The organism is Terriglobus roseus (assembly GCF_900105625.1).
GTDB lineage: Bacteria > Acidobacteriota > Terriglobia > Terriglobales > Acidobacteriaceae > Terriglobus > Terriglobus roseus_B.
This window is the reverse complement of record NZ_FNSD01000001.1, coordinates 2,376,400-2,402,320: the sequence shown is the minus strand read 5'-3', so window position 1 is coordinate 2,402,320 and position 25,921 is coordinate 2,376,400. Positions and strand designations below refer to the sequence as shown.

The window sequence follows — 25,921 nt, the reverse complement described above, 5'->3', positions numbered from 1 at the left end:
TTCCGGAATCCTGCTACTTGCGTAGCAGGATTCCGCGCTTAAGGCGGAAGTGTTCGCCGCGCCATACTACGGTGTCGTCCGCGTAACTCCATGCCCAGAACAGCAGGCCAAAGCAGTCGCGCAGGGGCAGCAGCCACAGGTCGCGCAACACCTGGCCGTCCCGCAGAATACCCACGCCGACGCCAAGGGCCAGCGCCACGCGTGCCAGCAGTACCAGGCTGAGCAGGGTGAAGCTCGGCAGTGCAAAGCCGCTGGCGATGACATTTGCCAGCGCCCATGGAATGGCGTAGCTGATGGCGAGACCCACATAGCCCGCTCGCCGCGCGTCGCGAACGCCGCGCGACCACCGCAGCTGGTGTTGCCAGTAGCCCGCAAAGTCGTATGCCGGAACGGACGTTTCCACGACCTCCGGCGACAGCATCACACGCATGCCCCGGGCGTGGATCCGTGCGCCCAGCTCGTAGTCATCGGCCAGATGCTCCAGCAACGGCGTTAAGCCGCCAATGGCGTCCAGCGTGGCCCGTCGCATGGCCAGCGTACTGCCCAGGCCGAAGCGAACGCCACGGTCGAGCATGCGAGCCGTGAGTACGCCCGGCAGAAAGTCCGTTGAAATGCCCAGCGCCTCAAGGCGAGCCCATAATCCCGGCTTATCAGCGGTGCGCCCGACATAAGGCGCGGTTACCATGCCGACCCCTGGCTGCGAAAGGTCGGCCATGATCCGGCTGAGGTACTGGGGACCGACGAGGATGTCGGCGTCGTTAATGACGATCACTTCGCCCAGTGCATGCGGCAGCATCTGCGCCAGTGTGCTCACCTTGCCATTGGTCCCCAGGCGCTCGCCACACAGGACCGCGCGAATGGGAAGGGCAGGGAAGTCGGCCTTGAGGCGGTCGATCTCTGCCAGGAGTTCCGCGTCCTCCGGATCGGAGAGGCCCAGCAACAGTTCATAGCGGCCTGCGTACTGCTGCACGCAATGGCTCGCAAAGGCGGCGTACCGTTTCGGGTCCATGCCCTTTACGGGCTTCAGCACCGACACGGTGGGCCATGTCGGGGGCGCGGGTGAAACAGGCTCGCGTCGAAAGGCACGCGCAGCCAGCAGCGCGATCAGCAGGTATGCCAGGCCGGCCAGTGTCAGCACCGTGGTAATTGTTTCAACGATCTCAGCAGCAGTCACAGCTCTAAGTCTATGCGCGCGCCGGGGAAGCTATTCGTACCGCAGGGCCTCGATGGGATTCAGGCTGGCCGCCTTCCACGCCGGATAGATGCCGAAGACCAGGCCGATCCCGATGGAGATGGTGAAGGCCGCGATCACCCATGCGCTGGAGAGAATCGATGGCAGGAAGACGTGCAGCGTCAGAGCGATCAGCGAGCCCAGCGCGATACCGACGACACCGCCGATGGCGCAGAGCACCATGGCCTCCAGCGTGAACTGCAGAAGGATCGTGCGCTTGGTCGCGCCAATGGCTTTGCGCACACCAATTTCGCGCGTCCGCTCGGTCACGGAGACGAGCATGATGTTCATGACACCCACGCCGCCCACCATCAGTCCAACGCTGCTCAGTGCAAACATCAGCAGGAAGAGTCCACCGGTGAGTTGCGACCACAGACGGGTCAGCGAGTCCGAACCAAAGATGGCGAAGTTGTCGTCTTTATCGACGGGGACCTTACGGCGCACTCTCAGTCGTTCCCGGATCTCCTCTTCCACCAACGCGCGGTTCTTAGCGTCGTCGTACTTCACGCTCACCCAGTAATCCAGAATCTCCGGGTGGATGTAGTGGAAGGTCGTCAGCGGGAAATAGAGGAAGCTGTCGTTCGGATTCTTGCCAGGTGTCAGTCCCTTCACAGGGTCCATCACACCGATCACCGTCGCGGTGATGCCGGATGTTGTGACTTCCTTGCCGATTGGATCCGTTGTCCCGAAGAGTGTTTCAGCCGTGTCACTGCCAAGAATGACCACCTTTGCGTAGCGCTGCTGCTCCTGTTCTGTAAAGAAGCGGCCGCGCGCCAGATGCCAGTCATTCACGATGGCGGAGGTGAAGTTTTCGCCGCCCAGGCCGACATTCTCCTGCTTGTTGCCGCCACCCTTCACGGTGGTCATGCCTGCGGCACCGAAGTCGCCAAAGCTGGCATACCGCAGCCCTGCAGACGCGGCGACCACGTGCGGCAAGCCCTGCAGCGACATCATGTCGTCGTAAGTGAGCTGTTTGCGTGCCAGTTCCTCCAGAGTCGGCCGCGAGCCGAAGACGGAGAAACGGAAAATGAACAGGTTGTTCGATCCAAGCTGCGAGATGATGCCGTTCACGCTCTCATTCAGCCCATTGATTACGCTGGACATGATGATGACGGTGAGCACACCGATGACGATGCCAAGCACGGTCAGGCCACTGCGTAGCTTGTTCGCGCGCAGTGTGTCGAGCGAGATGGTGATGGTCTCTTTGACGTCTGAGAAGTTCATGGCTTAGTCGCTCCCCAGCGCTGACGCGCGCGATATGAAGATAGGACAGCGCATGGCTAGTCGCTCCTCAGCGCCGTGATCGGATCGAGCATTGCCGCCTGTCGTGCGGGGTAGACGCCGAAGAACACACCAACGCCGGTACTGACAAAGAGGCCTGCGACTACGCTCCACCATGCAATGCTCATGGGAAAGCCCGCGAAGGTCGAGATGCCAAAGCCGACCCCGACACCAAACAGGACGCCGATGATGCCACCTGCTGTCGCCATCAGGCCACTCTCGATGACGAACTGTAGAAGAATGTCGCGGCGGCGTGCTCCCAGCGCTTTGCGTACACCGATCTCGCGGGTCCGTTCAGTCACCGAGACAAGCATGATGTTCATGATGACGATGCCGCCCACCACCAGAGAGATGGCGGCGACGGGAATGGCGATGGCGCCGAAGAGGCCCGTGACCGTCTTGAAGAGCGACAGGAAGGTGTTATTCAGATCGAGCGTGAAGCTGTCATCTTCTCCGAGCCGGTCGTGACGCGCGTTGCGCATCATCGAGCGAACTTCGTCGCCCGTCTCTTCCAGGGCCGCGCCGGCGCCCGGTCCCTTGACGTAGATGGTCAGCGTCTTCGACGAGCCGTAGGTGTGCTGGTAGGTGGTCAGCGGAACAATGACATAGTTGTCCTGGCTGTTGCCCAGCGTCTTACCCTGCTTTTCGCCCATGCCGATGATGGTGTACGGTACGCCATCGACGCGAATCTCCTTGTTGATGGGATCGTCGCCCTTCAGCAGGTTTTCCTGGATGTCGGTGCCAACGACGGCAACACGCGCGCCGTGTTCCACCTCGGTCGGTGTGAAGATGCGGCCTTCCGTGATGTTGATGTTGTTCAGTTCGGGCATCCGCGCCGTCCAGCCACGCAGGCTGACGCTGGTGACGGAGTCGGTGCCGGACTTGACGCTGACCTGGCTCCCCTGGCCCGCGCCGACCAGTTTGCAGCGCTTGCAGCCTGCCTCGACCATGCGAAAGTCTTCGCTGGTAACGTTGCGGCGCTTCTGGTACTTCGTATATTCCGCAAAGCTGGTGATCAGATTCGGCATCTTCGATACGGTAAAGACGTCGGATCCATAGGTGTTCAGCTTGGCGTCCACATACGCGTTGGCGCCGTTCACCAGCGTGACAACGCTGATGACCGCGGCCACGCCGATTACGACGCCCAACAGCGTCAGCACCGTGCGCAGCTTGTTCACCCAGAGTGATTGCAGCGCCAGTTTCAGCGCCTCAGTCCAATGCATGTGTCACCCGTTCCCCAAGGGTACTCTTCGTTTCGGGCGGTGTGACGAGCTGTTTCCTGCGAATCTTTGCGGCTCGTGCCAATCCGACGCATCCAAATAAGCGATGTCTCTCCTGCGGCCTGCACGTTTCGAAGATGGAATCTACTTGAACCCCGTGCCCACCGAGGTGGGCGCCACGCAGCACTTTCCCGCAATGCTCCGCCGTCTGCTCACGGGCAAGGAGGAGCGCGTGCCGCGCCGGACGCTGGGTCCGTTTCACACCGCCCCGGCGATCTTCCGCGCAGCTCCCGCGTCCGGCCTGCGCATCACGTGGCTGGGCCATTCGTCCCTGCTGTTTGAGATTGACGGCACCACGCTGCTGATCGACCCGGTTTTTTCGAAGCGCGCCTCGTTCGTGCAATGGTTCGGCCCGGAGCGCTTCTACGCGCCGCCGCTGCCCATGGCTGACCTGCCACGACTGGACGCCGTTCTGCTGACACACGATCACTACGATCACCTGGACTCTGCAGCGGTGCAACAACTCATAGAACGCACGCCGGTGTTCGTTTGTTCCATTGGTGTGGGAACGCACCTGCGGCGATGGGGAGTACCGGCTGCGAAAATCCAGGAACTGAACTGGATGGACAGCTTTACCGTGCCCGGTTCCAGCGCCACGCCGCTGACCGTGACGGCGCTGCCTGCACGTCACTTCAGCGGCCGCTCCCTGAAGCGCTACACGACACTGTGGTCGTCCTTTGCGCTGCAGACGGCAAAGCACACCCTGTACCACGGCGCAGATTCTGGATACTACGAAGGCTTCCGCGAAATCGGAGAACGCTTCGGCCCGTTCGATCTTGCAATGCTTGAGGTTGGCGCCTTCGACCCGCTGTGGGACCAGATTCACCTGGGGCCGGATAATGCCATGCGAGCCGCCGCGGATCTGCAGGCGAAAACACTCTTTCCCATTCATTGGGGATTGTTCAACCTGGCCTTTCACGACTGGTTCCAGCCGCCGGAGCGCATCACGGAGCTGGCCGCACAGGCGGGCCTGCCCCTCTGGCTGCCGGAGCCGGGCGCTCCCTCCGAGTTCACGGGCGAAGCGGTCAACACCATGTGGTGGCGTCGCTATATGAGCCCCGTACGGGATGGCAACGAAGCCGCGGACGACGTCGCGGCGAAGATCGCGATCCGCGCCTAGCCTTTGCTTTCGGAGGCGCATGGCTTTAGCCATGCGATAGCAACGCACTTCAGTAAAGGCTTTAGCCGCTGAGGCGAATTTCCTCAGGGGCTAAAGCCCAGCTCTTTGGGGCGATGTAAATGGAACGGCTAAGGCCATGCCCCTCCGAAAACAGTCTCCATCCGATTCGTCAGAGACCAATAGCTCGACACTAGTCCGGGAACTTCGCGCGAATGCGCACGGTCCGTTCCAGCGGGTCAGCGTTCTCCAATACTTTCCTTCGCAGATCGGCATCGATGCCCGGCTTCGCCAGCCACTCCTTCACGACCGCTTCCGCCTGCGGCGAGGTCTGCCCACCCAGAAATGCTCCAAGCCACACTCCCAGGTAAAAGATCTTGCGATCCCGCTTGATCTCCGGCAACTGGTCCAGGCTGCGTTGCAGATAGGGCAGTGTCAGCGAAGTCTGCCGCACATTGTTGAAGGCGCCCAGGCTCTGTGAGAGCCAGTCCTCCTGCTGCGCTCCAGCCGCAGTCGGAGGTTGCTGATACATGGTGAAGTAGCGCTCCTTGGTCCCGGCATCCGGCACACCGGCCTGCACGGCGAAGGCGTACTTGCGACCATCGTCCGTGGTGTCGCGCTTGATCTCTGCCGCCAGGCGCGCGGATGCCTCCATGTCGTTCACTGCGATGAGGCGCCCCACCATGCTCCAGCGATCCAGTGGCCGCAGATCGACACCGGGAATAGTCGTCTTGCCATCAAGCATCGACTTCAGAGTGTCCCGTGCGGAGGGCGTTTCGGCGGCCGCTGTCAGCATGCGGAAGGCGACGATGCGCAGGCCTGGCGCAGGCGCGTTCCGCATGCGGTCCGTCGCAACCGACTCAAGCTGTGCAACCAGCGGGGCGCGCGTTGTGTCGCTCACGTAGCGTTGCAGAGCACCGTTGACGCGCGCATATTGCAACCGCGCCAGTGTTTCGTCGGACTGATGCGGCAGGTCCTGCAGGGCCAGCGCGACGTAGCCGCGCGGAGCAGAACGTGCCGTGTGGACATTCTCCCAAAGCGCACCCCACAGCATCGTCTGCTGGAGCGGATCAGACATCCCCCTGCTGCTTTGCAAGGTGGACTTCGCGGCAGCTTCGCTCTTCGCATCCAGCAGAAAACGGCCGTAGGCCTGGTCGCCACCATTTGCGAAGACATACTTTGGACACGCTCTGCCGGTTGCGCCGGGCACATCCACACTGGCAGTTTTCCACTCCACACGCACGCGCTCGGGCGCACGATCCGGGTAGGCCAGCAGCACCTCATTCGCGATCGGCCAGCGATAGCCGTCATGCAGCACGTCGGTCTGGGACAATGTCACACGCTGCAGGTGGGCGTTGTTCTTGTCGCAGCTCCACGTCGTGGTGATCTCGGGCATACCGCGTTGCAGCACCCACGCGTTCGCCCATGCCGGCACATCCTGTCCGCTGGATGTTTGCAACGCGCTGACCAGATCAGCCCACTGCGCGTTGCCGTAGGCATGTTGCTTCAGATAAGCGCGCAGGCCGGCGCGGAAGGCATCCGGGCCAAGCTTGAATTCGAGCTGCTTCAGGATGCTTGGCGCTTTCTGGTAGACGATGGCGCCGTAGGCGCTCTTGGCGTCCTTCAGGTTCGGGATGTCCTGGAAGATGGGCGTTGTGCCTTCCGTCTCGTCGATGCCGTAGGCGAGCGGCTTGATCTCCTCATACATGTGCTTCCACGGTAGTGATGCGGGTTCCAGATCGCCCAGCGCGCGGTAGGCCATGTACTGCGCGAAGCCTTCCTTCAGCCACAGGTCATCAAACCAGCGCATCGTGACCAGGTCACCGAACCACTGGTGCGTCAACTCATGCAGGACGAGCGTGTCGCGGCTGAAGAGGTCGTTGGCCGTCGGTGCCGAGCGGAAGAGGACACCCGTTTCGTTGAGGAAGGTGGCGCCTGCATGCTCCATGCCACCGAAGGGGAAGCCGGGGATCAGGACGAGGTCATACTTTGGGAAAGGGAACGGCTGCTGGAAGTACTCGCTGAGCCATTTTGTTCCGCGCGCAGTCATCTCCTGCACATGCGGTGCTTCGATCTTTGCGCGTGCGAGTTGAGACTTGCGCACGTAGAGGTCTGGTTCCCCCGGCTTGCCGGAGAGCTTTGCCCATGGACCCGCAGCGAAGGCGAAGAGATAGGTGGAGATGGGACGAGTCTCCGCGAAGCCTCGCGTCACGACCTCCCGGCTGCCCCTGGCGCCCTGTTCACTGGTGTTTGCGATGGCAGTCCAGTCATTGGGGGTGGCCAGGAAGAGGGAGAATCGAGCTTTCAGATCCGGCTGATCGAAACACGGAAACGCCATGCTTGCATCCATGGGGACGAACAACGAGTAGAAGTACTCACTGCCGTCTTCCTTGTCCTCATAACGCGTGATCGCCGCGCCAGCCTTGGAGATACGCGAGGTGAAGGTCGTGACCAGAGCGTTGTCGCCCTTGCGTAGTCGTGATGCCGGAAGGACGAGGTGCCCGTTCACCAGGGTCGGTTCAAGGCTTTCGCCGTTCAGCTGCGCTGACGCGAGCACGCCTTCGCGGTAATCAATCGGAAGATCCGCGACGGTGTCACTCAGCGTGAAGCGAACGGTCTCCTCACCAGGCATCGTCTCCGCATGCGGCCGTAGAGCGAGGTGCAGTTCGTAACGGATCGCAGAGACGCGTGCCGCGCGCGCCTGCGCCAGCGCATGCGAAATGCCGGCATCAGGCTGCGGGGTAACGGCGGCTTGTGCGGCACTGGCGAGCGTGACGGCGCTGGATAGGAGCGCGAGGCTCCACAGAATACGGATCTTCATGGAAAAAGAATAAGGGCACGGATCGTTCCGTGCCCTCGTCCTTCACTTTTCGAATGCGTTTTAGCTGTACTTCATCCAGCGCAGGATCTCCGGCAGGTTCGGCTTCTTGCCGTACATCAAAATACCCACTCGGTAGATACGGCTGGCGATCCAAAGCACGATGTAGATGGTGATCATCATCAGCACGATCGAAGCCGCGACCTCATACCAGGGAACCGGCGAGACAGTGATGCGCATGTACATCAGCAGCGGTGTACAGAACGGGATCAGCGACAGGATGCGTGCGTAGATGCTGTTGGGCGAATTGAGCACAAGCGGCAGCGTAACCATGCATGCGGCCAGCGGCATCACCAGAAACATATTCAGCTGCTGCAGCTCCTGCTCAGAGTTGGTCATGGCGCCCAGTGCCGCGGCGATGGACGAGTACAACAGATAGCCCAGCAGGAAGTAGACGATGAAGTAACCAACCTGCGCTGCAGAAAGCGAGATGTGTGTGCCGCCTCCGAGAAAGTGCGTCAGCAGCGGCGTCGCCGTCAGGACTACGGCGGCAGCCATCCAGATAAAGACCTGTGTCAAACCCACGGAGCCGACACCAATCACCTTGCCGGCCATCATCTCGGCAGGCTTCACCGTGGCCAGCATTACTTCAAAGACGCGCGATGTCTTCTCTTCGATGATGGATCGAGCCACGTTCATGCCATAGAGCATGATGACCATGTACATGAGGAAGAAGAGCACGTAGGCACCCGCGAAGTTCGCGCTGGTGTTGTCCTGTTCCTCATCCGTGGCGTTCATGGTGATGGGACTCATCATGTCCGCAACGTCAGCTTTGTTCATGCCTTGTGCTACCAGGCGGTCGCGTGTCAGCACCTTGTCCAGCGCGTCTTTTACGGTGTTGCGCGTGGCCAGATCAGCAGACGATCCCTGGCGATACTCGATGAGCGGTTTCGCGCCTTTATGTGTCGACGGTGTGATCCACAGATAACCGTCGATATCCTTCGACTTCAACGACGCCTTCAGACCGGGCAGCGTGTTCGCGCTGGGCGGAGCGATGACGTTCAGCAGCATCTCGCCTTCGGTATCGCGATTGAGCTGGTCCTGCACATCATTCGCCAGTGCCAGGTCCGGCGAGACGATGACGATGTGCGAGCTTGACTTCGAGTGCTTCGCGATGAGGATCGACGCCGCAATGCCGCCACCCATCAGCAACGGGATCAGGATCGTGGCGATCATGAAGCCCTTGGTGCGCACGCGCTCAAGGTATTCGCGGCGTGCAATCAGAAAGATATTACGCATCGATGCTCCCTCCTACGCGCTCGATGAAGATCTCTTCCAGCGTCGGTTCTTTCACTTCAAAGCGGGAGATGCGTGTGCCGCGTGCGACCGCCTCGGCCAGCAGCGGCTGTGCGTCCGGCATCGTCGTGATGCCGTCGCCGCGCAGCTTGATGTTGGCCATGCCGCCACCGAACTCTTCCGCGCTTTCGACGACCGCGTTGCGCAGGAAACTGTTGTCCCCTTCGAAGGTCACGTCAACGCGATTCTTCGGATAGCGGCTCTTGATCTCGCGCATGTTGCCTTCCAGCACGATGCGGCCGCGATGGATGAGCGCGATGGAGTCGCACATCTTTTCCACCTGGTCCATGCGGTGTGTCGAGAAGAGGATTGCCTTACCCTCGCGGCGCAGTTCGAGCAACGTGTCCTGGAGGAGCGCACCATTCACCGGGTCGAGGCCGCTGAACGGCTCGTCCATGATGATCAGCTCCGGCTCATGGATCAGCGCGGTGATGAATTGGATCTTCTGCTGCATACCCTTGCTCAGTTCTTCCGTCTTTTTCGGAAGAGCCTCGGTGATCTGCAGTCGTTCTGCCCACAGCTTGCCGCGCTTGTCGGCTTCGGTGGCGGACAGTCCACGCAACTGGCCCATGAACGTGATCTGTTCCATCACATTCATCTTCTTGTACAGGCCGCGCTCTTCCGGCAGGTAGCCGACGCGCTTCAGAGCATCCCGCTCGAACGGCTTGTCGAAGAGCGTGACCGTTCCGCTGTCCGGCACGGTGATGCCGATCATCATGCGGATGGACGATGTCTTACCGCTGCCGTTCGGGCCCAGCAGGCCGAACATCGTGCCCGGCTCGATGCGCAGGGACAGGCCCTCTACCGCGACCTTGGTCTCATACACTTTACGAATCTTGTCGAGTACAACCGTTGCCATGCGCCTACGCCTGCTGCTTCGCGCGTCGGTCGGCGATCAGCTCGCCCGCGTGTCCCCAGTTTTCAGGGTCTTTTTCATCCAGGATGACGTGAGTCATCTGCGGATTCTTGCCCAGAACGCGGACCATGGTGTCTGTGAACTCTTGAACGATCTGCGCCTTCTGCTCGCGGGTGGCGCTGCCCAGCATCTGCACGTGAATAACCGGCATGGAATCCCTCAAAGACGAGCATAGCAGTGAAGCTTCGCCATGATGGGCGTCCCATTCTTTGCAAACCAAAGGGTGGGTTGCTGCGTGGAGGGCGGCTCTCGGACCATCGAGCAGAACGCCGCAGGAGCGCGTTGGGGACCTCTGGTATTCGCCTTCCTTTCACTGTTAGGCTGCTTACGATGCTTGATCTCGCCACGCCCGTGCAGTTGATCAAAGGCGTGGGCCCGCGCAACGCGGAGGCGCTGCGCAAGCGCGGCGTTGAGAACGTGGAAGACCTGCTTTATCACCTGCCCTTCCGTTACGAAGACCGTCTGGACCCGAAACCGCTGAGCATGCTGAAGGCCGGCGAGATGGCGTCTGTCATCGGCGAGGTGCGAGGGACCGCGGTGCTGAAGGCGCGGTCCATGCCTATCTTCGAGATGACCGTCGGTCAGGGACTGAGCACACTGAAGGCGATGTGGTTCCGCGGCACCTATCTGCAGGACAAGTTCAAGCCAGGTCAGATGGTCGCGCTCTACGGCAAGTTGGAGCCGTCGCGCTCCAGCGTCGGCAGCTTCAAAATGGTCCAGCCGCAGTTTGAAATCCTGCCCGGACCCGAGGATGAGAACGAGGCCGTGCTGTTGGAAGTGGGCCGCATCGTACCGGTCTATGAGTCACTTGGAGGCACCACGCCGTGGGGCGCAAAGCTGGGTTCACGGTGGATGCGGCAGGTGGTGTGGCGCCTGCTCGACGATCTTGCTGCCGGGCCACAGTTGATCGACCCTGTACCGTATTCGTTACGGAAACGTCTCGGCCTGCCGGGCAGGTTGGAAGCTCTGCGTCAGGCACACTTTCCGCCAGCCGGCACCGGCATGGGGAACCTGCAGGCCTTCACCACGCCCGCGCATGCGCGGCTGATCTTCGAAGAGCTGTTCTATCTGGAACTCGGGCTCGAACTGAAGCGCATGCGACTGCGCGACCGCGCCGGCATTGCTTTCATCGCGGATGACAACGTACGCAATGCCATCAAGCAGGTGCTGCCGTTCCGCCCCACTGCCGCGCAGAAGCGAGTGCTTGGCGAGATTGTGGAAGACATGCGCAAGCCGCAACCCATGCGGCGCCTGCTGCAGGGGGATGTGGGCAGCGGCAAGACTATCGTCGCGCTGGAAGCCGCGCTGGTGGCGATTGAAGGTGGATACCAGGCGGTGCTGATGGCGCCTACAGAGATTCTGGCGACGCAGCACTACCTCTCGGCACGCAAGCTCCTGCAGCGGTCGTCACGGCAGTACAAGGTGACGTTGCTGACGGGGTCGCTGGATGAGGCAGAGAAGCGGCGTGCGCGGCGTCGCATTGCCGCGGGTGATGCGGAACTGATCATCGGCACGCAGGCGCTGATTCAGACCAAGGTGGACTTCGCGAACCTTGGGCTCGTCATCGTGGATGAGCAGCATCGCTTTGGCGTGCGGCAGCGCTTCACACTGATGAAGAAGGACGAAGCAACCGAGCCGGACGTGCTGGTCATGACGGCAACGCCCATCCCACGTACGCTAGCGCTCACCATCTATGGCGATCTCGAGGTCAGCGTCATCGACGAACTGCCGCCGGGCCGCTCGCCCATCGTCACACGCCGCACCAGTGAAGAACGCGCCGACGATGTGTGGGAGTTCGTGCGGAAGCAGGTGGCAACAGGTCGACAGGCCTATGTGGTTTACCCGGTCATTGAAGGCACGAAGGATGATCAGCCGGAACTGGATTTCCCGCAGGATCCGAGTGAGTCAGCCGAAGCGAGTCAGAACATCAAAGCTCCAAGTCCGGCCTTGAAAGCACCTGCAAAGAAAGCAGCGAAGAAAGTTGCAGCCAAAAAAACTGCCAGGAAATCATCGAAAAAGAAGGCAGACGATGAGCTCTTTGAGAAGCCATCGCTGCGTGCCGCGACAGACATGTACGAGGAGCTTCGCCACGGCGCCCTGCACGGGTTGCGGTTGGGCTTGCTGCATGGCCGTATGCCGTCTGATGAAAAAGAGATCATCATGCAACAGTTCAAGCGTGGTGACATTGATGTGTTGATCTCGACGACGGTCATTGAAGTCGGTGTGGACGTACCGAATGCTTCGCTCATGGTGATTGAACATGCGGAGCGTTTCGGTCTGGCGCAGATGCACCAGTTGCGAGGACGTGTGGGCCGCGGCTCGGCGAAGAGCTACTGCATCCTGATGACGGGTGGCCGTGTGTCACCGGAGGCCGAGCAGCGGCTGGATGCCATGGTCCGCACGCAGGATGGCTTTGAGCTTGCCGAGCTGGATCTACAGCAGCGTGGTCCCGGCGAGTTCTTCGGCACGCGCCAGGCAGGACTGCCGGACTTCCGTGTTGCGAATCTTGTACGCGATCGACGGCTGCTGGAGCTGGCGAAGAGTGAAGCTTCTGACTTCGCAAACCTGCGTACGAAGAACGTTACGGATGAGGAGCGGGGCATCGTTCGATCACAGTTGAAGCTGCACTGGCAACGGCGTTACGGCCTGGTAGAGGCCTAGGCAGCAACCAGCGCATGCAGTGGAGCGGATGCCGCGACTGCTGGCACAGACTGCACCTGCTTCTTAGGTCCGCGCTTGCGGGCCACCAGGACTCGTACGCGCTCCAGCAGTTCCACTGGCGAGCATGCGCCCTTGGGCAGGAAGACATCTGCGCCGTTGCCACGTTCGAAGGCCGTAACCGTTCCGGAAACCATCAGTGTAGGCAGACCGATCCCCATCTCGCGAACGCGCTTGATCAACTCCACACCATCCATCTGCGGCATGATCAGGTCGGTCAGCAGCAGCGACAGTTCACCAGGCGCATAGCTGGCAATGATCTCCAGCGCTTCGTGTGCGCTGGTGGTGCTCAGCACGCGATAGCCGCGAGTCTCCAGAAGGAACTTGCGAACGGAGAGGGTCTGCTCGTTGTCGTCGACACACAGGATGATCTTCTTGGGGCGCATGTTCGGTCGTTCTCCTCGGGCTCCGCGGGTTAGCGGAGTGGCGTGCTTTGCGCGTTTTGGGCGCAGGAATTCTTTCGGCTCGCATGCATGAAAAATGCGCGCAGCCGGGATGGTGCGCATGTAGGTTATGCATGCGTGGCGGTGGTGCTGAATGTCTTGTAAGGCCCGCGAAAAGCCGCGCGGCGACTGCGTGGATTCAACGGTCGTTCAGGGATCCGTTGTCCAACGCTTCCCAACAGTACGGAGCGCAGAGGACCTGTGCAACAGCGAAGACCAGGCGAAAGCTGTGCGAACATTTTGCTTGCGTTTCCACCGTCGCTATCAACTCGCACAGAGTGTGTCACTTGGCCTGTGCAACGCTCGTGGAAAGCCGTTGTATTACGGGTGCGTAAATCTCCCCGATGCAACAGGAATGGTGCGCCCTCCCACGAACACGTCTGTCACCGCATGGTCACGAAGCGATGCACGCACGTCGATGTGCGAGGGACGATGAACCTCGATGCCCTGATGAATGGTGGTTGCTGCTTCCGACGGCACGGCGCCGTGCTTCACCAGGTAGCTGATCGCGCATCCCGCAGCGGAGCCAGTCGCTGGATCGTCCGCGCCGTGGAACGGCATGCGTGCGCGCCACGCCTTGCCTTGGGGCGTGATGGCATAGACGAACTTCGCTGCAGTCCCCGCAAGAGCTTCGGCCATGCGTGCCGTGTCAATGCGCAAGCGCTGCAGCGCATCGAGTGATGCCAGCGGCACAATGCAGAAGGGAAGACCCGTGCTGACGACCTGGGGAGGCAGCTCGCGATGGAGATCGCCGGGCGCAAGGCCACAAGCCGCTGCGATGGCATCCTGACCAGGGCTCGCGCCAAACTCGGGATCGCGCTGTCGCATCTCGGCGTAGACACCTGCTTCGCCCTCGGCCTGCTTACGGAAACGGACGGAGATCGTACCGACATTCAGCTTCAGCTTCACCTCGCCCTGGCCACCTAACAGGGCATGGTTCGCCCACAGCCAGCTTGCGGTCCCAAGGGTTGGGTGACCTGCGAACGGCAGTTCCTCTTCCACGGTGAAGATGCGCACACGGACGCCGTGTGCGCGCTCTTCCTCGGGTGTTGTGGGCAGAATGAAGGTGGTTTCGGAGAGGTTGGTCTCGCGCGCCAGCGACTGCATCTGTTCGTCTGTGAGGCCACGGCCATCGGGGAAGATGGCGAGCATGTTGCCCTCATACGCGCGCTCGGCAAAGACATCGACCTGAGCCCAATCCAATGTGCGACCTGCTGCGAACCACGTTGACATCCCATCACCTCCGGCATATTGTTGCAGGTGATGACGACGCGTTCGAATTCGACTCTTCTGACCTGCCGCTGCTGTCCTTGCGTCCAGGCAGGGTCGTAGCGCGCCGCAAACACCGCAGCGAATTGCACGAACCCCGCCCACCGGCCAAGCCTGGTGGGTTTGTTGTTTGACTTCATACCATCTGCACAGAGGATTCCGATGTCACTCCGCATCAACGATGTAGCTCCGGACTTCACCGCTGAAACAACGCAGGGTCCGATTCGCTTTCACGAATTTATTGGCGATAATTGGGTTGTGTTGTTCTCGCACCCGAAGGACTTCACGCCTGTCTGCACCACCGAGCTGGGTGCAGTCGCAACGCTCGAACAGCAGTTTGCCAACCGCGGTGTGAAGGTCATCGGCCTCAGCGTCGACAAGGTCAGCGACCACAGCAAGTGGGCTGAAGACATCAAGGATGTCAGCGGCGCCGATGTTACCTTTCCCATCATTGGGGACTTCGACCTGAAGGTTGCAAAGCTGTATGACATGCTGCCCGGCGACGAGGGCGACAGCTGCGAAGGCCGCACACCTGCCAACAACGCGCCCGTGCGCACCGTATTCATCATTGGACCGGATAAGAAGATCAAGTTGACACTGGCTTACCCGATGACGACCGGCCGTAACTTCGACGAGATCATCCGCGTACTGGACAGCATGCTGCTCACCTCGAAGTTCCCTGTTGCAACACCTGCGAACTGGAAGGTCGGCGAAGATGTCATTATCACCGGCGCAGTTTCGAACGACGACGCGGCCGTGAAGTTCCCGGGGTACAAGACGGTTAAGCCTTACCTTCGCACGACGGCACAACCGAAGTAAGTTTTCTTCAGGCTTCACTTACTCCGAGATCGCATCGGAGTAAGTGAAGCCAGTAAGCTCCTCTGCAGAACCTCAGTGCAGAGTAAGTGGGCACCGGTGGCGAAGTGGCTAACGCGCTGGTCTGCAAAACCAGTATTCGTGGGTTCGATCCCCACCCGGTGCTCCAACAATTCGATGTAGTTCAGAAGGTCCGCCGACATTGGTGGGCCTTTTGTCTTGCCCGAAAAACTTGCGAAAGATGGTGCCCAAAAGGCAAAGGACGGTGTGTGTTGAGACGTCTCAGTCAACTTTCGCGATGTTCCTGTAACAAACGGCCGTCCGGCGGTGTCTACAGTCCCAGCTTTTCCTCTCGCAGATGGGATTGCTTATGTTTCAGGACTCGTTGGTCGAATCGTCCGGGCGGCTGAAGTCGAGGTCCAGCAGCTATGTCTGGGTGACTGCAACGTTCAACGCCGCGGTGGTCGGCGTTGCCGTTCTTCTGCCGCTGCTCTACCCCGATGCCTTGCCGAGGACGGCCATGCTGGCCATGCTGTCGGCTCCGCCTCCACCACCGGCTGCCCCTGCGCCGCCGCCGGTCGTGCCGGCGCGGGTCGCTCGCGTTACCGCCGGTGTGGACCCGTTTCTGGCTCCCACGCGGATTCCTCGGCACATCGACATGACGCACGACGATCCGCCGCCTTCGGTTCCTGGCGTTGTGGGGATGACGGGTGGAAGTTCGGCCAGTGGTCCCGGCGTGATCAGTGCGCTTGGGCTGGGGCCAGCGCCTCCGGTGGTTACGGTTGCGCCGTCGAGGCCGGTCGGCCCGGCGCGGGTTTCGAGCGTGTGATGGCTGGGCAGATTGTCACGAAGACGACGCCGGTCTATCCGCCCATTGCGAAGGCGGCGCATGTTTCCGGGGCGGTGGTGCTGCACGCCGTCATCTCGAAGACGGGCGCGATTGAGAGCCTGTCGGTGGTGTCCGGGCTGGAGATGTTGCGCGCCAGTGCCGTTGCAGCGGTGCGGGCGTGGAGGTACCGGCCGTACCTGTTGAACGGGGAACCGACGGAGGTGGAGACGACCATTACGGTGAACTTCTCGTTCGGCGGGTAGGTGTCGGGTGTCTTACACCTGGGGCATTGGAGGGTACTTGTTCGCGCGATGCGCGAACGGGCTGGGATCTGTGACCTCTGGGATGGGGTGGGCGCGTAGGTTCACATGCAGATCCCTTCGCTGCGCTGCGGGATGACAGATTCGAAAGGGGGATCTGCGTTCCCGAAGGCCGATACTTTCGCCCCACGCGAAACGGCCCGACTCGATGAGCCGGGCCGTTGCATCTTCTCGACGGAGCATTAGTCGCGGCGGCTGCGGCCGCTGAAGAGTTGGAGGAGGATCATGAAGATGTTGATTGCGTCCAGATAGATGCCGAGTGCTAGCGAGACTGCACCCATGCCGTCGCCGCCTGCGCGGATGCGGGCGAAGTCTGCCACGGTGAGCGCGGTGAAGATGGCGAGGGCGATCCACGAGTAGGTGTTGGGCGACAGGAAGTGGAAGAAGATGCTGATCACGCTGGCCAGGATCAGCAGCAGCAGGCCGGCGAGGGCGATGCCCGACAGCTTGCGGTAGTCGATGCTGAACAGGTAGGCGACGCAGCCCATGGCCGTCATGCCGAGCGCGGTGGTGACCGCCGCCTGGAAGACGATGCCGGGGCCGATCATGCGCACGTACATGTGGATGATCGGCGAGATCTCCCAGCCCATGAAGAAGGCGAGCGCCATAAACAGGCCCATGGCCAGGCCGGCGTTGGTGCGGCGCACGGCGTTGATGCCGAAGACCAGCGCCAGGACGGCGATGAAGCCGGGCAGCATGCTCCACGGGGGCGCGGTGGCGACGCCGATGGCGGTAACGAAGAAGCCGAGCGCGGTAATGCCCAGCACCTTGGCCAGCAGGGGCGCGGTGCCTTCGCGGGGCACGTCGATGACAGTTGGGAATCCGTTGGTGCGATTGACGTACATGGGTCTCCAAACAGCGGCGGCAGATCCTCGCCGCTCCTCTTACAAGATTAGACGCAGTGGGCGGCGGGTCGATGCGTGGGCCTTGCCCACACGGAGTTGTCATCCTGAGCGGGGTGGAAGCTGTTTTCTGCCTTCCCAGAGAGCTGTCATCCTGAGCGAGCCTGTTTCCGCTTCCCCAAAGGTTTGTCATCCTGAGCGGAGCGCAGCGGAGTCGAAGGACCTGCATTCTCTTGATGCCACCGCAAATGTGGATGGATCGGAAGGGCACAGCTTCAGCTCTGCCAACAATCCAACCGAGGCGAACGGGCTTAAACCGCAGAGGTTGAGCTTTCTTCGTTGCATGCGCGAAGGCTGACCCCGTTGTCGTGTCGAGAAAGCCTTCGGCACAGCGCCCTTCTGATCCATCCACATTTGTACTGCTGCGAGCGGAATGCAGGTCCTTCGACTACACTTCGCTCCGCTCAGGATGACAACTCTTTGAGGGAGGCGAAGAGAGCTGCAGCGAGGAGGCGAAAGAGCTACGCGAGGCGAAGCGGAGACAGGGTTACGCGAGCTTGGGTTGGGCGTTGGGGCGCAGTGGATTTTCGGGCCATTTTTGTTTTGGGTAGCGGCGCATGAGGCCTCGGCGGACTTCGGGATAGAGGCGTTGCCAGAAGCCTGCGAGGTCGGCGGTCGTCTGTACGGCGCGGTTGTTGGGGCCGAGCAGGTGCATGACGACCGGCGTCTGTTCGGGGCCGATGCGGGGACCGTCGGTCATGCCGAAGAAGTCCTGCATGCGCGATTCGATCCATGGCGGTTTGCCGGTCTCGTAGTGGACTTTGAGGGCGCGGCCCGCCTTGAGCTTGAGTGTGCCGGGTGCGAGGTCGCGCAGGCGATGTGCATCGAGCCGCGCTTCCATGGAGGGCAGCAGGCCGACAGCGGCTTTGCGCAATTCGTCCATGGAGAAGCGTGTGAGTCCGAGGCATAGCTGGCGAAGTTCGGCTTCAACGTCCGGCGCGTCGAGGCCGGCGAAGGCGGCACGTGCCTGCAGGTTCTCCATCGCCGCTTCATCGACGAAGCGAGCGATGCCGGCAACGACGGCTTCGTGCGCCAGCATGGCAGCGGCGGCTTCCGCGTCGGGTTTGGCATCGCGCCACTCCTGCAGCAGCAGGCCCTCATAGCGCAGGGAGGTGGTAGCTTCGACGCGTTGTGCGGAGCGGTTCCAGACGAGCGTGGACTCTTCGCGCACGCGGTCGGGGAAGAGGTCGATAAGCCAGTCCGGCTCGAAGCGTGCGGCCATGCGGACGAGCGGCAGCGGCTTGTCGCTGCGGTCTTCGGCGTCGAGCACGACCATGAATTCATACTGGGGCGCGGCGCCGGTCATCTCTGCCGTGATGCCGGTGCCCAGCAGGATTTCCTTGCCGGTGCGGCGGCGGGCGACGCGGTCGGGGAAGCCCTGCAGCATGGCCCGGAGGAGTGGTTCGTCGCTGTCGCCGGTGTGCCTTGGCTGAGCCTTGCCGACGAGCCTGCGCAACTGCGATTCGGTCTGTCGTACGCGGTGATCAGGCACGGCGAACTGTGCGTCCATGGCTTCCAGCAGATCGTTGCGCTCCACGGATGCGCCTACGGAGAGCAACGCTGCGGCGGTGGCACCTTCCTGCCCAACGCCCGAGTCCTCTGCCGCGACGAGCATGCGTGCGAGGCGTGGCGGCAGCGGAAAGCGTGCGAGTCGGCGAGCCATGGCGCCGACTGCGCCGAGTCGGTCGAGGAGCGCCTCCGCATGATCGACCGCGATGGCTTCGGGTGCGTCAAGCCATGCGACATCGCCCATGCGGAGATCGAGTGCGCGCAGGGTGAGCGCGAGTTGCGAGAGGTCGGTGCGGAGGATCTCCGGGCGGTCGTGCTCGGCGCGTTGTGCGAAGTCGGCTTCTGCGTACAGGCGCAGCACACGACCCGGTGCGGTGCGGCCTGCGCGGCCTCCACGCTGAGTGGCGGAAGCCTTGCTGATGCGACGGATCTCGAGTGTCGGAAGGCCGGTCCACGGTGAGTGTGCGGCGACGCGTGCGAGGCCGCTATCGATGACGGCGGTGACGCCTTCGACGGTGACGGAGCTCTCGGCGACGTTGGTGGAGAGGATGAGCTTGGGCTGTGTGCTGGGGCCGACGGCGCGGTCCTGCTCGGCGGGTGAGAGGTCGCCGTAGAGCGGCAGCATGAGCAGGCCGGCGGAGCGGGCGATGCCGTCGCACTCGCGCATGGTGCGGCGGATCTCGGCGGCGCCGGGCAGGAATACGAGGGTGTGGCCCGCGTGCCTTTCGCGATGCAGGCGTTCGACGGCCTGTCGTACCTGCACGTGCAGTGGCTCGACGGAGTAGGGCGTGTATTCGACGGTGAGCGGGAAGACTCGGCCGGCGGCGTAGAGCATCTCGCAGTTGCCGAGGAAGGCTGCGACGGGGGCCGCGTCGAGTGTGGCGGACATGACGATGATCTTGAGGTCGGGGCGCGTGGTCTGCTGCAGGCGACGGAGGAGTGCGAGCGCGAGGTCGCTGTCGATGTGGCGCTCGTGGAACTCATCGAGTACGACGGCGTCGACGCCGGGGAGGAGCGGGTCGCTGATGAGGCGGCGTACAAGGATGCCTTCGGTGACGAAGCGAAGGCGCGTCTTCGGGCCGATGGCTTCTTCGAAGCGCACCTGGAAGCCGACGGTTTCGCCGGCCTGCTCGTTCCTCTCCCATGCGACGCGGCGTGCGGCCATGCGTGCGGGGAGTCGACGCGGTTCAAGGACGATGACTTCGCCGGGAACGACCTCGAGGAGTGCGGGTGGGACGCGGGTGGTCTTGCCGGCGCCGGGTTCTGCCTGCAGGACGAGGTTGTTGCCGGCGCGTAGGGCTGCCGTGATCTCGGGGAGGAGGTCGTCGATGGGGAGTGCGGGTTTGCGGGGGGTGGCGGCCATCGGTTCTATCTTCTATGAGTTGGTGCCGGAGCGTTGGGAGGGACGCTGATCCTCCCCGTTCAGCGTTGCCATCCCGCAGCGTGATTTGCGGGCGTCATCCCCTGTCCCACAACGTTTGTCATCCCGCAGCGCAGCGGAGGGATCTGCATTTCAACCGACGCGCCCATGCCATTGCAGCGGCCCCGGATGTTTGTCCGTTCGCGCATGGCGCGAACATGCACTCGGTTGTGACCGCTGGTATCGCTTCGTTGGGCGGGCACACATGCAGATCCCTCTGCTGCGCTGCGGGATGACAGCTTTCCGGGAGGGGATGGCGAGGGAGGTGAGCCAGCATCGCTCCCATGTCTCAAAGGCGAGACATGGGGCACCCGGCCTTGTGTGAGCCAAGCTGTTCGTTCAACGCAGACAAGGCTACCGCTTCTTACCCTTCTTCTTGCTGGCGGCGATGCGGTCCTTGTTCTTCTTCTTACGGACCGAGGAGCCGTCTGCGCCGAATTTTGCGAACGGTGAAGACGAGCTTAGCGGAGCTGCCTTTGCCTTGCTGCGCTTGGCGGAGCGGGGGCTTGGCTTGCGGGTTCTTGTGGGCAATTCGGCGACGGTCTTTTCGCGGCGTTCGGTGCTTCTGCCGGCGCGCTTCGGGAAGGGGCGTGTGCCCTCGGGCAGTGCGGTTTCGCCTGCGGCGTGGTCGGGGATGATGGCGAACTGCAGGCGGCGATTGCCGCGGTCGATGCGGTCGAGCAGCACGCGCACCTTCATGCCGGGGCGATAGGTCTTGTTGCTCTTGCCGCCGCGGATTTCGCGGGTGGTTTCGCGATAGGTGTAGTGGTCGTCGGTCAGCGTGAAGATGGGGACGAGACCTTCGACGAACATGTCCGCGAGTTCAACGAACATGCCGTACTTGGTGACGGAGAGGATCATGGCGTCGAAGTCTTCGCCGACACGGTCCGTCATGAACTTGATCTTCTTCCACTCGATCAGCTCGCGTTCGGCGTCGGCGGCGCGGCGCTCGGTCTCGCTGCACTCCTGCGCGATGGCGATGAGCTCGTCCTTGGGATAGACGTCTTCGAACTGCTGCTCCGTGTGGTGCATGTCGCGCTTCGGTGCTTCGTCGATGCCGAGGTAACCCTGTGGCGCGGCGATCTCTTCTGCGTCACCGAAGGGGTCGGCGCCGTCGGCGAGGAGCGTCTTCAGGATGCGATGGACGACGAGGTCGGGATAGCGGCGGATGGGTGAGGTGAAGTGTGTGTAGGCAGGTGCGGCGAGGGCGAAGTGGCCTTCGTTGTTCGCGGAGTACTTCGCCTGCTTGAGCGAACGCAGCATCAGGTAGCTGAGGATGCGCTCTTCCGGCCGGCCGTGAATCTTGGCGGCGAGGCGCTGGTACATGTGCGGCGTGACTTCGATGGACGACGAGGTGGAGACTTCGTGCTCGCGTGCGCGGTGTGCCACGCGACCCTGCTGGCCGCGCCGTTGCTGATCGCGGCGTTCGGCCTTCATGGTCATGGACTTGACCGGGAGAGCGCCCACGCCGAGCGTGATACCGAAGGCTGCGGCGGCATCTTCGAAGTCGATGATGCGCTTGGGGTCGGGCATCTCGTGAATGCGGTACATGCCGGGAACGCCGCTGGCTTCGATCCAGCGTGCGACGCACTCGTTGGCGCAGAGCATGAACTCTTCAATGATGCGGTTGGCCCATGCGCGCTCGGCCTTGCGGACGCCCTTCATGGCGCCCAGGTCGTCGAAGTCGATGACGGGTTCGGGGAGGTCGAAGTCGATGGACCCGCGACGAACGCGCTTGCCGTTAAGGATCTGCGCGAGCTCGAACATGCGTTCGAACTGTGGCAGGAAGGGTTCGTAGAGCTTGCGGACTTCTTCGTCGCCGTCGAGAATCTTCTGCACGTTGGTGTAGGTCATGCGACGTGCGGAACGGATGAGGCCTTCGCAGATCTCGTAGCCGAGGACGTTGCCCTCGTCGTCGATGCGCGCGATGCAGGAGAGGACCATGCGGTCTTCGTCGGGGCGCAGCGAACATTCGCCGTTGGAGAGTTCCTGCGGCAGCATGGGGATGGCGCGGTCGGGGAAGTAGACGCTGTTGCCGCGCAGTCGCGCTTCCAGGTCGAGGTCGCTGTTGTCGCGGACGTATTCGGCAACGTCGGCGATGTGGACCTGCAGCTCCCAGGTGTTGTCCGCGTGCTTGCGGACGAGGACGGCGTCGTCGAAGTCCTTCGCGGTTTCGCCGTCGATGGTGACGATCGGCTCGTCGCGGAAGTCACGGCGCAGGTTGAGTTCTTCTTCGAGCAGCGCTGCGACGTTGCGCTCGGCGGCGTCTTCCGCTTCGGCGAGGACGCCTGCGGGGAAGACGTGCGGCAGATGGTGCTTGCGGATGATGATCTCGACGTCGACGCCGAAGGCATCGGGGTCGCCGAGGACTTCGAGGATGCGTCCGCGCGCGGGCGAGTGTTCCGTGGGGTAGTGCGTGATTTCGACGTCGACGGCGAGGCCGTTGAGGTCTTCCAGCGTGCCGTCCCAGCGGTGTTCGAGCGCTGCGGATTCCGCGCCAAGGGTGCGGTGCGGCGTGATGGCGGCCGAGGGAAGATCCGTGTCGTCTTCGATGAGGACGGGCTGTGTCATGCGCTCATCGAGCGGCACGACGTAGCTGCCGCGCAGGCGCATGTCCTCGCTGCGTGGATCGACGCTGCGACCACGTGCGCCGGCCGCGTGGAAGATGCCGACGACGGTTGCGTTGCGGCGCGTCATCACGCGAACGATGCGGCCCGACTTGCGGCCATCGCGCGAGGGCGGCGCCGGCAGCACGAGGACAACGTCGCCCTGCATGGCGCCGTTCAGGTCGTGGGGCGGGATGAAGTAGTCGCCATCGCTCTGCGTGGTGGCGTCCGTGGGGCGCACAAAGCCGAAGCCGTCGCGATGCAGTTGCAGCTTGCCTGCGATGAGGTCGCTGCGGGTTGCGGTGCGATCTTTTACGAGACGCTGGCGGTCCTGTGCGACGGCGCGGCGGCCGGTGTCGTTCTTGACGCGCTCGGTGTGAACCTGCGGCAGCGCCCATTGCTCGGCGTCGATCTTGACGAGGGCGCCTCGCGCCGTCATCTTCGCAAGCTGCTCGAGGAGCATGCGGCGTTCGCGGCCGCCGCCCATGCCCAGCTCGCGGACAAGTTGTTTGTAGCCGGCGCGACCGCCCGCGCGTTCGACGCGGCGCAGGAGTTCGCGATCAGTGTGGGGATAAGGGTGGCCCGGCATGCTGCCTTGAGGATACGCCGACGCGTCCGCGCCGGTCCTTAGCGCTTCGCGAAATGCTTCGTGGCACCGGTGCGTTCATTGCGGATGTCCGTGGAACCATCGACGTTGACCGTGACATCAATGCGCTTGCCGTCGGTGCCTGCTGTGTTGGCGAGGAACTCGTCGGAAGCGTTGTGCTCAGGGCCTTCCTGCGGCGTGCCTCCCGGGTTCTTCGTGCCTGCGGGCGGTGCGAGGTGCAGCTGGTAGAGCGCCTCCAGGCCGGGCGAAGACTTGAGGGTGTCGATGACGGAGGTGCTGCCGCCCTTGTGGTCGCCGTTGTCCATCACGGCCAAGCGCGGCTGCAGCGAATGCACGAAAACCTTGCTGCTGCTCCAGTCCGAGCCGTGGTGCGAGACGATCATCAGGTCCACGCGGCCGATCTTGTTCGCGGGGCAGACGAGCAGGCGCTCGCGGTCGGAGGTGAGGTCACCCGCATCCACGATCTTCAGACCGGCGAAGCGGAGAAGGATGCCGAGGGACTGGCCATTCTCCTGCATGTCCTCAGTGGGTGTGGGCGCCTTGGCGCAGAGGGCATTGGGCTTGCCCGCGCCGGGCAGGGAGGTGTTCATCACCTTGCCCGCGGCGCTGAGAGCGATGGCGTCGAAGCCTAGGATGGGCAGCCTATCACCCGCCTTGACGATGACTCGTTTGTACTTCCCGGTGGCGATGATTTTGAGGTATTCGTCATAATCCACAGGTGAGTTGGGGTCGGGTCTGAAGCGTTCGCCGTGGTCCAGGAAGGTGACGACGGGGATTCGTGCAACCAGTTGCGGGACGCCGCCTGCGTGGTCGGAGTGGTAGTGCGTCAGGAGCACGGTGTCGATGCGGCTTAGCCCCATCTGTTTGGCTGCAGCAACGATGCGGTCGGCGTCGCGACCATCGTGAGCGGGCCAGCCGGTGTCTACCAGCAGTGACTGACCACCGGGCGCGACGAACAGTGTTGCCTGCCCACCCTCCACGTCGATGGCTGCAATACGCAGAGAGCCTTTTCCCTGCGCGAGCGCGGTGGCGGTGGCGAGGATTGCAGTCGATAGAGTGAACGCGATGCGGCTGAGTTTCATGGCCCACAAAGCATACCGCGCACTGGCACGCTCTGGCATGGGAGTGCGGTTTTCGTGTCTGGGAGGCGCCGCATCCCACGTTGCATGAGTGAGATCGTAAACATCGCAGCGAACGAAACGACCGGCACATCGCGACGTAGCTTCCTGAGGACCGCTGGCGGCGCCGTGGCCGCTGTGACTGCCTTGGGAGCTGCCGCAGCGCAGCAGAAACCGAACGCGGGAAACGAAGTGCAGCTATCGCAGATCCACGCCAGCACGGAAGCAGCGGAGAAAGCGCCCGGACCATTTCTCCCAACGAACCGGCGCGTTGGTTTCGCCATCGTTGGCCTGGGCCGGCTGTCGCTGAACCAAATTCTGCCGGCCTTCGCGAAGAGCGACTCGTGCAAGCCCGTGGCACTGGTCAGCGGCGACCGCGGGAAAGCGCTGAAGATTGCCGCGCAGTATGGCATTGCAGAGACGAGCATCACCGACTACGCCGGCTTCGAGAAGCTGAAGGAGATGCCCGGCGTCGATGTGATCTACATCGTTCTGCCAAATGGCATGCACCGCGAGTTCGTCATGCGCGCCGCAAAGATGGGCAAACACATCCTGTGCGAGAAGCCCATGGCGAACAGCGCCGCCGAGTGCGAGGAGATGATCGCCGCCTGCAAGGCTGCGAATGTGAAGCTGATGATCGCGTATCGGCAGCAGTATGAGCCGATGAATCGCACGCTTGAAAAGGCCGTTCGCGATGGGAGGATCGGGACGTTACGTTCCATTGTGGCATCGAACTCTCAGGACCAGGGCGATCCGACGCAGTGGCGTCTCAATAAGAAGCTGGCGGGTGGTGGAGCGATGCCGGATGTGGGGATCTACTGCCTGAACGCTGCACGCTTCCTCACGGGGATCGAGCCGGAGGAAGTCTTCGCGACGGTCGTGCAGCCGAAGGATGACCCGCGCTTTCGCGAGGTGGAAGCCCGGTGTGAGGTCATTGCCCGCTTTCCCAACGGCGTAACGGCGACGTTCACGACGGCCTATGACACTCATCGCTCAGCCTTCCTGCGGCTTGAAGGCAGCGACGGTTTTGCCGAGATGGATCCCGCCTTCGGTTATCACGGATCGAAGTTGCGGTTCGTGAAACTGATGGACGGCAAGGACACGGAGATGACGCCGTCGATCGAGGACAAAGACCAGTTCGCGCTCGAGATGGATCACATGGCATCCTGCGTGACGAACAACCAGCAACCACATACGGGCGGCGAGGAAGGTCTGCAGGATATGCGTCTGGTGGAAGCGATCTATAAGTCGGCAGCGACCGCACGGAGTGTGAAGGTTACGCCACCAACCGGGCCAACGCGTGGTCCAGGCCTGCCCGCCATGGAGAGTTAGCCGGATCCATAACAAAGCGAAAGGGACCGCCGA

General features: G+C 62.3%; 19 protein-coding genes and 1 tRNA gene. 7 read left to right on the top strand and 13 right to left on the bottom strand.

Annotation, left to right across the window (positions count from 1 at the left end; all coding sequences use genetic code 11):
- Positions 1–13: 13 nt before the first annotated feature.
- The 3 genes from hpnI to BLW03_RS09925 are packed head-to-tail and all read right to left on the bottom strand — an operon-like array spanning position 14 to position 3,735.
- Complete coding sequence (gene hpnI, locus BLW03_RS09935; RefSeq protein WP_074653738.1) at positions 14–1,174, bottom strand: bacteriohopanetetrol glucosamine biosynthesis glycosyltransferase HpnI; 1,161 nt, start codon at positions 1,172–1,174, stop codon at positions 14–16.
- 30 nt (positions 1,175–1,204) lie between these two features.
- On the bottom strand, positions 1,205–2,455 hold the full coding sequence (locus BLW03_RS09930; RefSeq protein WP_074653736.1) for an ABC transporter permease: 1,251 nt from the start codon (positions 2,453–2,455) through the stop codon (positions 1,205–1,207).
- 56 nt (positions 2,456–2,511) lie between these two features.
- On the bottom strand, positions 2,512–3,735 hold the full coding sequence (locus BLW03_RS09925) for an ABC transporter permease (RefSeq protein WP_074653735.1): 1,224 nt from the start codon (positions 3,733–3,735) through the stop codon (positions 2,512–2,514).
- Positions 3,736–3,838: 103 nt separating this feature from the next.
- Here BLW03_RS09925 and BLW03_RS09920 point away from each other — a divergent pair, with 103 nt between their 5' ends.
- Positions 3,839–4,912 carry an MBL fold metallo-hydrolase gene (locus BLW03_RS09920; protein ID WP_074653733.1) on the top strand — a complete coding sequence of 358 codons (1,074 nt, stop codon included), beginning with the start codon at positions 3,839–3,841 and terminating at the stop codon, positions 4,910–4,912.
- Between the two features lie 190 nt (positions 4,913–5,102).
- Here the strand turns inward: BLW03_RS09920 and BLW03_RS09915 are convergent, their stop codons facing one another.
- The 4 genes from BLW03_RS09915 to BLW03_RS09900 are packed head-to-tail and all read right to left on the bottom strand — an operon-like array spanning position 5,103 to position 10,150.
- Complete coding sequence (locus BLW03_RS09915; protein WP_074653732.1) at positions 5,103–7,730, bottom strand: M1 family metallopeptidase; 2,628 nt, start codon at positions 7,728–7,730, stop codon at positions 5,103–5,105.
- Between the two features lie 60 nt (positions 7,731–7,790).
- Positions 7,791–9,026, bottom strand: a complete 1,236-nt coding sequence (locus BLW03_RS09910; RefSeq protein WP_074653730.1) for an ABC transporter permease — start codon at positions 9,024–9,026, stop codon at positions 7,791–7,793.
- A complete protein-coding gene (locus BLW03_RS09905; RefSeq protein ID WP_074653728.1) occupies positions 9,019–9,942 on the bottom strand; it encodes an ABC transporter ATP-binding protein in 924 nt (307 codons plus the stop codon). The genes BLW03_RS09910 and BLW03_RS09905 overlap by 8 nt, the downstream gene beginning before the upstream one ends.
- Positions 9,943–9,946: 4 nt before the next feature.
- Complete coding sequence (locus BLW03_RS09900) at positions 9,947–10,150, bottom strand: tautomerase family protein (RefSeq protein ID WP_074653727.1); 204 nt, start codon at positions 10,148–10,150, stop codon at positions 9,947–9,949.
- A 179-nt stretch (positions 10,151–10,329) separates the two neighbouring features.
- On the opposite strand from BLW03_RS09900, the gene recG reads away from it, so the two are divergent.
- The gene (gene recG / locus BLW03_RS09895) at positions 10,330–12,660 is read left to right on the top strand and encodes an ATP-dependent DNA helicase RecG (protein ID WP_074653725.1); all 2,331 of its coding nucleotides are present in this window, start codon (positions 10,330–10,332) and stop codon (positions 12,658–12,660) included.
- On the opposite strand, the gene BLW03_RS09890 is transcribed toward recG, so the two are convergent.
- Together BLW03_RS09890 and BLW03_RS09885 are read right to left on the bottom strand one after the other, a co-directional pair.
- On the bottom strand, positions 12,657–13,103 hold the full coding sequence (locus BLW03_RS09890) for a response regulator transcription factor (RefSeq protein WP_074655913.1): 447 nt from the start codon (positions 13,101–13,103) through the stop codon (positions 12,657–12,659). The two genes, recG and BLW03_RS09890, sit on opposite strands and share 4 nt — an antisense overlap.
- Positions 13,104–13,481: 378 nt before the next feature.
- Positions 13,482–14,393, bottom strand: coding sequence for a PhzF family phenazine biosynthesis protein (locus BLW03_RS09885; protein WP_074653724.1), 912 nt, complete (start codon positions 14,391–14,393; stop codon positions 13,482–13,484).
- A gap of 198 nt (positions 14,394–14,591) precedes the next feature.
- Between BLW03_RS09885 and BLW03_RS09880 the strand changes: the two genes are divergently transcribed.
- From BLW03_RS09880 to BLW03_RS21215, 4 genes are all read left to right on the top strand, one after another.
- Positions 14,592–15,248: a peroxiredoxin gene (locus tag BLW03_RS09880; protein ID WP_074653722.1), complete on the top strand. Its 657-nt coding sequence runs from the start codon at positions 14,592–14,594 to the stop codon at positions 15,246–15,248.
- Positions 15,249–15,338: 90 nt separating this feature from the next.
- A tRNA-Cys gene (locus BLW03_RS09875) sits at positions 15,339–15,414 on the top strand.
- Between the two features lie 189 nt (positions 15,415–15,603).
- Entirely contained in the window at positions 15,604–16,074 is a 471-nt protein-coding gene (locus BLW03_RS21220; RefSeq protein ID WP_348270841.1) for a hypothetical protein, read from the top strand.
- A complete protein-coding gene (locus BLW03_RS21215; protein WP_348270840.1) occupies positions 16,074–16,337 on the top strand; it encodes an energy transducer TonB in 264 nt (87 codons plus the stop codon). The genes BLW03_RS21220 and BLW03_RS21215 overlap by 1 nt, the downstream gene beginning before the upstream one ends.
- Before the next feature lie 239 nt (positions 16,338–16,576).
- Here BLW03_RS21215 and BLW03_RS09865 read toward each other — a convergent pair whose 3' ends face one another.
- The 4 genes from BLW03_RS09865 to BLW03_RS09850 form a co-directional block, all read right to left on the bottom strand.
- Positions 16,577–17,239 carry a Bax inhibitor-1/YccA family protein gene (locus BLW03_RS09865; RefSeq protein ID WP_074653720.1) on the bottom strand — a complete coding sequence of 221 codons (663 nt, stop codon included), beginning with the start codon at positions 17,237–17,239 and terminating at the stop codon, positions 16,577–16,579.
- Between the two features lie 544 nt (positions 17,240–17,783).
- Positions 17,784–20,168, bottom strand: coding sequence for an ATP-dependent helicase HrpB (hrpB, locus tag BLW03_RS09860; protein WP_074653719.1), 2,385 nt, complete (start codon positions 20,166–20,168; stop codon positions 17,784–17,786).
- A 411-nt stretch (positions 20,169–20,579) separates the two neighbouring features.
- A complete protein-coding gene (locus BLW03_RS09855; RefSeq protein ID WP_074653717.1) occupies positions 20,580–23,420 on the bottom strand; it encodes a ribonuclease R family protein in 2,841 nt (946 codons plus the stop codon).
- 38 nt (positions 23,421–23,458) lie between these two features.
- Entirely contained in the window at positions 23,459–24,520 is a 1,062-nt protein-coding gene (locus tag BLW03_RS09850; protein ID WP_074655912.1) for a ComEC/Rec2 family competence protein, read from the bottom strand.
- Positions 24,521–24,604: 84 nt separating this feature from the next.
- On the opposite strand from BLW03_RS09850, the gene BLW03_RS09845 reads away from it, so the two are divergent.
- Complete coding sequence (locus BLW03_RS09845) at positions 24,605–25,888, top strand: Gfo/Idh/MocA family protein (protein ID WP_074653716.1); 1,284 nt, start codon at positions 24,605–24,607, stop codon at positions 25,886–25,888.
- Positions 25,889–25,921: the final 33 nt, after the last annotated feature.